Annotated in this window: 6 protein-coding genes; 1 reads left to right on the top strand and 5 read right to left on the bottom strand. The window is 52.8% G+C overall.

Annotated elements, in window-relative coordinates; all coding sequences use genetic code 11:
* Positions 1-173: 173 nt before the first annotated feature.
* The 5 genes from AC2FLU_RS17600 to AC2FLU_RS17580 are packed head-to-tail and all read right to left on the bottom strand — an operon-like array spanning position 174 to position 4968.
* On the bottom strand, positions 174-932 hold the full coding sequence (locus AC2FLU_RS17600) for an SDR family NAD(P)-dependent oxidoreductase (RefSeq protein ID WP_480607194.1): 759 nt from the start codon (positions 930-932) through the stop codon (positions 174-176).
* An 18-nt stretch (positions 933-950) separates the two neighbouring features.
* Entirely contained in the window at positions 951-1772 is an 822-nt protein-coding gene (locus AC2FLU_RS17595; RefSeq protein WP_480521120.1) for an ABC transporter permease, read from the bottom strand.
* A gap of 7 nt (positions 1773-1779) precedes the next feature.
* A complete protein-coding gene (locus tag AC2FLU_RS17590; protein WP_480521118.1) occupies positions 1780-2631 on the bottom strand; it encodes an ABC transporter permease in 852 nt (283 codons plus the stop codon).
* Between the two features lie 38 nt (positions 2632-2669).
* On the bottom strand, positions 2670-3833 hold the full coding sequence (locus tag AC2FLU_RS17585) for an ABC transporter substrate-binding protein (RefSeq protein WP_480521116.1): 1164 nt from the start codon (positions 3831-3833) through the stop codon (positions 2670-2672).
* A 34-nt stretch (positions 3834-3867) separates the two neighbouring features.
* Positions 3868-4968: an ABC transporter ATP-binding protein gene (locus tag AC2FLU_RS17580; RefSeq protein WP_496812062.1), complete on the bottom strand. Its 1101-nt coding sequence runs from the start codon at positions 4966-4968 to the stop codon at positions 3868-3870.
* 153 nt (positions 4969-5121) lie between these two features.
* Here AC2FLU_RS17580 and AC2FLU_RS17575 point away from each other — a divergent pair, with 153 nt between their 5' ends.
* Positions 5122-5889: a helix-turn-helix transcriptional regulator gene (locus AC2FLU_RS17575; RefSeq protein ID WP_348540160.1), complete on the top strand. Its 768-nt coding sequence runs from the start codon at positions 5122-5124 to the stop codon at positions 5887-5889.
* The last annotated feature ends 98 nt before the right edge of the window (positions 5890-5987 follow it).

Here is a 5987-nt window from a genome sequence, read left to right as displayed (position 1 = left end):
CCGAACGTATCGATCTTTAACGATTTAGGCGGGCGGGATCGTCCGCTCGCCACTCCCAAGCAGACATTCGAATCTCCGGTTCACATTCCCTTCAGAGCCCAAAGCGGACTGAAATGTTTTCGCAAAAAATGAAGTGCGGCTATAGACATTCTCTTGAGCGGTCTAACCCATCACTAAATGCATTCACCGCCATCGATAACCAAGGCTTGCCCCGTCATAAAAGCGGATTCATCTGAAGCTAAATAGACGATCCCATGGCCAATCTCTTCAACTGTCGCCCATCGACTCATAGGGATCGCCTGCTCGATGTAGCCTTGCAGTTTGGCGCGACCACCCATCTGCTTTTCGAAGCCTGCATTGAAGGGGGTGTCTACAAATCCTGGACAAAGGGCATTGAAACGGATTGCGTGGACAGCGTAGTCGGCTGCCATCTGCCGGACCATCGCAACAGCTGCGTGCTTTGTAGTCGCATAGGCGATCATACCCCGGTCGTATTGAACCCCTGAATTGGAAGCAGTGACGATCACGCTGCCTCCACCTTGTGATTTCATATGGGGGACGGCTGCGCGCGCGGCAATGAAGTGAGCGCGGACATTCAATGCCCATGAAGCATCCATTCCATCTGGTTCCACTTCTTCCAGCGTTCCTTCGATCTGCAACCCAGCATGAGAGTGCAACACGTCAAGCCGACCGAAGTTTTTTACTGCTTCGTCTATGGCTTTGGTAAGGGCATCGTCATCGGTCACATCAAGCTGTATGGCAGATGCTTGATTCCCCTGCGCAACGATCGCGGCCACAGTGGCTTCAGCAAGTGTTGCATCGCGATCCGTTACCACAACATGCGCACCCTCTTGTGCCATTGCCATTGAACCTGCCCGACCAATTCCTGATCCCGCGCCCGTCACGAGCGCGACTTTACCTGCAAGCCGCATTTCACTTGGCTCCTTTATTTAACTATTCGATTTTGAGGCGCCTCGGCGCAAAAGCAGTTGCGCTGCAACGAGCAACAAGAGCGACGCGCCCATAACCATAGCGCCGATGGCATTGATCTCGGGAGTTACGCCGCGCCGGATGGATGAGAATATGTAGATTGGCAGGGTTGTCTCCGAGCCAGCTACGAAGAACGCGATGATGAAATCATCAAATGAGAAAGTGAAGCTGAGCAGAAAGCCTGCCAAAATTGCCGGTGCTATCAACGGCAGCGTCACCTGCCGAAAGGTGCCCCAAGGCGTCGCAAAGAGGTCAGCCGAAGCTTCCATGAGGGCACGGTCCATACCCGATAGCCTTGCACGTACGATGATTATGACCAGCGCCATTGTGAACATGGTGTGTGCGGCGACAAGCGTGGGCATCCCCATGGAAAGTTGCGGGGGATTTGCTCCATCGGGCCATAGGCTCGCAAGAAGCGGGTTTAGCCAGCCGAATACGGTGACTAGGGCAATGAGTGTCGCGATACCGATGACGATACCTGGTATCATTATCGCAATATAAATCATCGCATCGAACAAAGTTCGGAGCCATCCCTTAACCCCTTGTAAAGCGATGGCCGCCATGGTTCCGAGTGTGGAGGCGAGGCAAGCAGTTATGAATGCCGCAAGCAGACTGGTCTCGAGCGCGTCCATAACAAATGGGTTGTTGAGCGCTTTGCCATACCATTGGGTCGAGAACCCCATGAACTGGCTTGCGTGTCGTCCGGCATTGAAGCTGAAAAGCGCGATGATGCCGATTGGAATATAGAGAAAAAGGTAGACGCAAATCGCGTATAAGCGCATCGGACCCTCACATCAGCGAGACATCTTCGCGCTGGCCACCCAGGCGCGAGATGAATTTCATGTAAATTGAGACAGTGACAAGCATTACGACAACCAGCGTCATTGCGACCGCCGATCCGTACGCCCAGTTTCGAGACTGCAGGAACAGGTCCACCAGCGCATTTCCGACGAAAAAGACCTTTCCGCCGCCCAAGATCGCTGGGATCAGAAACTCGCCCATCAGCAAGATGAAGACCAGCATGCAGCCTGTTGCGATACCAGGTACCGACAGAGGAAGTGTCACCTGACGGAACGTACGCCATGGGGTAGAGCCGAGATCAGCCGATGCTTCCAGAAGGCGTTTATCCAGTTTGTCCAAGCTTACAAAAATCGGGAAAACCATCAAAGGTAGATACCCATAGACAATCCCGACAAGCACAGCGAAGGGCGTATTTATCAGGCGGATATCATCGATGCCGATCGACTCCAGTAAAGCGGGCAAGCCACGCCCCCCAAGGATGAAAATCCATGCGTATGACCGGATCAGGATCGATGTCCAGAACGGCACGATTACCAGGATCAACAGCGAAGTTCTCCACTTTGGTGAACAACGCACCGCAAGAAAGTAGGCGAGCGGATAGGCAATTACCAACGCAGCGATAGTCCCCAGAGGTGCAAGGATCAAAGTGTTCTTAAACGCCGTCCATCGCGCAGGAAGGTTGGCATATTGTTCCAAAGTGAACGCTGGAACATAGCCTCCGGCGGCACCCCGTTCGCCAAAGGAAAAGACGAAGACGACCAGCAGAGGAAGGGCAAGCATTACCAAAAGCCAAACTCCTGCCGGTGCCAGCAACAGTGCTTTTCTGCCTCGTTCGGTCATATTGTCCTCGTCTTTTCCGATATTGGCGGCCTTACCGCTTAGGCCGACTTGAAGCGGGCGAGCAACTCGGCACGGTTTGGATCGGTTAGCGTAGCCGCCGCGCCAAACTCGAGCGCATTCAGAAGGTCAGCTGCCGGATAAAGGATCGGATCTTCCAGCAATTCCTTCGGCAGCAACGCATTGGTGCGAGCATCAGCCGATGGATAGCCATGAGCGAGGACTTCTTTCGCATTAACTTCCGGGTTCAGTAGGAAGTCGATCAAGGCATAGGCGGCATCCAAATGGGGCGCGCCCTTCGGAATAGCGTAGTAGTCGGACCAGAGTTCACCGCCCTCAGCTCCCAGAACGTAGGCGATTTCAGGCATGTCGACATTCATCTGCTTGCCGTCACCTGTCCAGCACATCGTCATCCAGGCGTCACCGTTGCGCATCGGTGGCTGATAGTCAGACGAAATTGCAAACAGATGCGGCTTAGCATCCAGCAACAATTTCTCTGCATCGGCCAGTTCCTTCTCATCGACCGAGTTGAAGGAATAGCCAAAATACTTCAGGGCATTACCGATAGTGGTGAGTTGGTAATCGTGCACCATTGTTCGGCCTGAGTAACCCGCCATAGTCAGGTCCCAGAACTCTTTCCATGTGGTTGGAGTCGGAGCGCCATCAAGCTTGCTGGTATTCACTGCAAAGCCGGTCGTGCCCCAGTTTTTCGGCACCGCGTAAAGCTGGCCATCGACAGAACCAGCATCGGAAAAGCGCTGTTCGAATGAACCTGCGTCGTAGTTTGGCAGTTTGGACGTATCGAGCGGGATGATCAGATCTTCGCCCACATACGTAGTGATCGTGTAATTGGTTGGAACGAACACGTCCCAGCCAGAGCCTCCGGCCTGCAACTTTGCCAACATCTCTTCGTTCGAGCCAAAAACATTGACCTGAACATGGGCGCCGGTGGCTTCCGTGAAGGCTTCGAAGTTCATCTCGTCATGATAGTTCGGCCACGTGGCGAGGATCACTCGGTCGCCAATGTCTCCGGCAGCAAATGCCGGGCGTGGACGCAACCCAGGCATGGCCGTGCCCAGAACGGCCGTTGCCATCCCAAGACCTGTCACGCCCAAAAAATGTCGCCGGGTGACCGAACCCTTTTGGTACCGGCGAAGCTCTTCCATGAACTTTTGCTTGGAAATAGTCCCGTTATCATTGGTCATCGTGAACCTCTCTTTTGTTGGATTGCGGGAATTGTTATTTTTCAAGGATCAGCAGTGCGCCTTCGCCCCATGAGACAAAGGCTTGCTCTCCTGCATTGAACGTCCCCTCGTTCAATTCCGCTTGCCTTGGCACAAGCACGTGGAAATCACCCAGTGCTTCGTTGCGCGCAAGGTATTCTGTGTGCTCCCCAAGGAAGATCCGATTTTGAATGGTAACTGGCAGAGCAATTTCAGCTGTGGGTAGCGCGCGGGTCAGCGTGATCTGTTCAGGACGGATACTGACGCATACTTCCTGTCCTGCATCTATTGGAATCTCCGGAGTTCCGTGCACCTTTTGGCCACTCGCTAAACGCACAGTGATTTGGTCGGCTACTGCGTCAGTTACAGTTGCATCAAAGAAATTCGAGGTGCCTACAAATCCAGCCACGTAACGGCTGCGGGGCATGTCATAGAGTTCGCGTGGGCTGCCTACCTGCACAATACTGCCACCTTCCATCACACAAATTCGGTCGGACATTGAAAGCGCTTCTTCCTGATCGTGCGTGACGAGGACAAAAGTTATTCCCAGTTGTCGTTGCAGGTTCTGCAGTTCAAACTGCATTTCTTTTCGAAGCTTTCGATCCAGAGCAGCCATTGGTTCATCGAGCAGCAAAAGCTTGGGCTCGTTTACGATCGCACGCGCCAAAGCGACGCGTTGCTGCTGACCACCAGACATCTCCCAGATGCGACGTGGGCCAAACCCACCAAGACGGACAGTTTCCAGCGCCTGCTTAACCTTTGTCGCGATTGTTTGCTTGTCTATGCGTGGTCGTTGTTGGCGCAGGCCGTACGCGATGTTGTCGAACACGCTCAGGTGAGGAAAAAGAGCGTAGTGCTGAAACACCATGTTGACTGGGCGATGGTGCGCATCCAAGTCGTTGACGACTTCGCCATCGAGCAACACCTGACCTTCGGTTGGTTTCTCGAAACCTGCCAGCATTCTTAGTGCTGTGGTTTTGCCGCAACCAGATGGGCCTAAGAATGACAGGAACTCTCCTTTCCCAATGGAAAGATTCAGGTCTTTGGCAGCGACCACATTCCCGAAGGTCTTGGTCACTCCTCGGAGTTCCGCAATCGTCTGCATGGTGACGCTCATGTCAAAGCTCATATACTGCCGTTTTCCTTTTGCTTGATTTTTTGGCATTTATTGGCATACCACTCAAACAAGAAAAAAGTAACAATAACTCGGAATAACTGTATATACCACAATTAGAGTATAGAGGTTCTTTTCGAGAATCTGGAGCGGCGTGTGTACGATTGGATGGAAGAGGCCGGCAGGGTCGTGGAGAAGATCGGAACCCCAGAATTTCCATGTGCTTTGGCAGATGGTTTGCGGCAGGTCGCACCATTCGATTTTACTGTAGTGTTTGGGCATGTCGGAACCGAAGCACCAATAGATCTTCACGACGATTTCCCCAAAAGCAAACGGCGTATTTTTGTTGAGGATTATCAAGCCGGGCCCTACGTACTTGATCCATTTTTTTTGGCCGCGACAAAACCGATAACACCGGGTCTGTACCGCATGCGCGATATCGCACCGGACAGGTTCTATCAGGGCGAATACTATCGCAGCTATTACAAAAGGACTGGGTTAGCAGAGGAGATTGGCTACTTTATCGATATCCCAAGCACTGGGATGGTTGTGGTCTCGCTCATGCGATCAGTGAAGCCTTTTTCAGCCAAGGAAATTCGTCATTTGCACGCTCTATGGCCGCTCGTTCGGGCAGCCTGTTGCAAACATTGGAGTGACTTTCCAACGATGACCCGCGGCGCCGCAGCAAATGGCGTTAGTCGTCGCGTCGATCTTGCTTTCCAGGCATTTGGCGATGGCGTTCTGACGCCACGAGAAAGAGAAGTCGTTGAGTTCACGTTGAAGGGCCATTCGGCAGAAGCTGTCGGCACAATTCTCGGCATCTCTCCAGGCACAGTCCGCATCCACAGACGCAACATTTACGCGAAACTTAGGATCAACTCGCAGGGTGAGCTTTTTTCAAAGTTCATTGAAAAGGCACTTTAAAAGGTTCCTTGAACACCCACTTTGTCCGGATGCTGTTGAAAAAGTCGATGTGTAAGCGCGGCGGAAATAGCGGCTGAAGTCTTCCTGCTCGGCTCTTC

Source organism: Ruegeria sp. SAZD013, from assembly GCF_059612525.1.
This window is presented reverse-complemented; position numbering and strand designations above follow the sequence as displayed.